Source organism: Anabaena sp. 4-3 (assembly GCF_001597745.1).
Lineage (GTDB): Bacteria > Cyanobacteriota > Cyanobacteriia > Cyanobacteriales > Nostocaceae > Trichormus.
Map to the genome: position 1 here is coordinate 1 of NZ_LUHJ01000004.1, position 1,426 is coordinate 1,426.

At 37.0% G+C, this 1,426-nt stretch carries 1 protein-coding gene; it reads right to left on the minus strand.

The annotated features are described in order from the left end of the window. Positions 1-36: 36 nt before the first annotated feature. Positions 37-1,209, minus strand: a complete 1,173-nt coding sequence (locus A3775_RS00215) for an RNA-guided endonuclease TnpB family protein (protein ID WP_066380397.1) — start codon at positions 1,207-1,209, stop codon at positions 37-39. Positions 1,210-1,426 lie beyond the last annotated feature (217 nt).

Here is a 1,426-nt window from a genome sequence, read left to right on the forward strand (position 1 = left end):
CGCGAACGGGTGAGTGTGGGCTTCTCAATGACTCCCCTATGAGGACATTAATTGAGCTTTGAGGGCGTGCGTCCCACGCGCCTTTATGTTTATTGCCGCATTCAAATCCCTGCACAAAATAGTATGACAAACAGGACAATTGTGCATTCTTTGAGATAGCGGCTTTTTAACTTTGTGACCGCAGTTAGAACATTCTTGGCTAGTACCATTTGGATTTACAGCTATTACCTTCAAACCAGCATTTTCGGCTTTGTTTGAAAGTATTGTTACAAACTGTCCCCATCCGGCATCATTGACACTTTTAGCTAGCCTTGTTTTAGCAAGTCCTTTAACATTCAGTTTTTCAACGGCAACAACATCATACTTATCAAGAAGTGATTTAGCTGCTTTAAAGTGAAAATCTCTACGGGTATCAGCAACTTTTTTATGCTGTTTACCCAGTTTTTGGATAGCTTTCTTTCGTCTATTAGAACCTTTTTTTCGCCTTGACACCTTACGTTGTGCTGATTTTAATTTATGTTCAGCTTTGCGTAAATGCTTAGGTGCAGCAATTCTAGAACCGTCAGAAGCTACATAAAAATCAATCAAACCTACATCGATTCCAACAATATTATCAGGATTGAAATCGGGATTAATTGTGGGAACCGTCTTGTCGTCAAGGCTGAGAGTGACATAATAACCGTCTGCTTTTTTAGTAACAGATACAGTTTTAATCTCAAAACCATCAGGTATGGGGCGATGAACAATTACCTTAACATCTCCAATTTTTGACAGTGTGATTTTATTATTAACAAAATGATGCCGTTTGAATTGGGTATAAGTAAAAGTTTTATATTGACTTTTTCCTTTGAATCTAGGTCTTCCAGACTTTTTACCATTAACATCACCCTTTAACCATCGCTCAAAAGTTATCTCAACTTTTTTAGGAACTTCCTGTAATACTTGAGAGTGAATCTCTTTGTACCAAGGTCTATCAATTTTAAGTTGAACTAGAGAAGCTTTTTGTTTGTAATAGTTGGGTTGCTCTTTTAACTCCGGCAAATGACAAATTAATGGGCATCTATCGATAGGACAGCGATTTTGTTCATACCAGTCAAACCTCTGAGCAAGCAGATAATTATACTGACAACGCAGCATATCCAGCGTTTTATCTATTTTCTCTGCTTGCTCTTTAGTGGGTTTGATTTTGTATTGGTATGAGGTTTTCATTGCCTTATCCTTGTTTTCGACCTATGTTTAGCATAACATAAGTGTAACGACGTTGTACTGGCATTTATGAAAAGCAAAACATTAAATTTAAGGATATCTGAACGCAGATTAAATAAATTAAGATTATACGCAAGTCAAAACGATAAGACGATGACTCATGTAATTGAAGATTTTATTGACTCGCTCAAAGTTAGAATTGGTGATTCCTCATCGACCC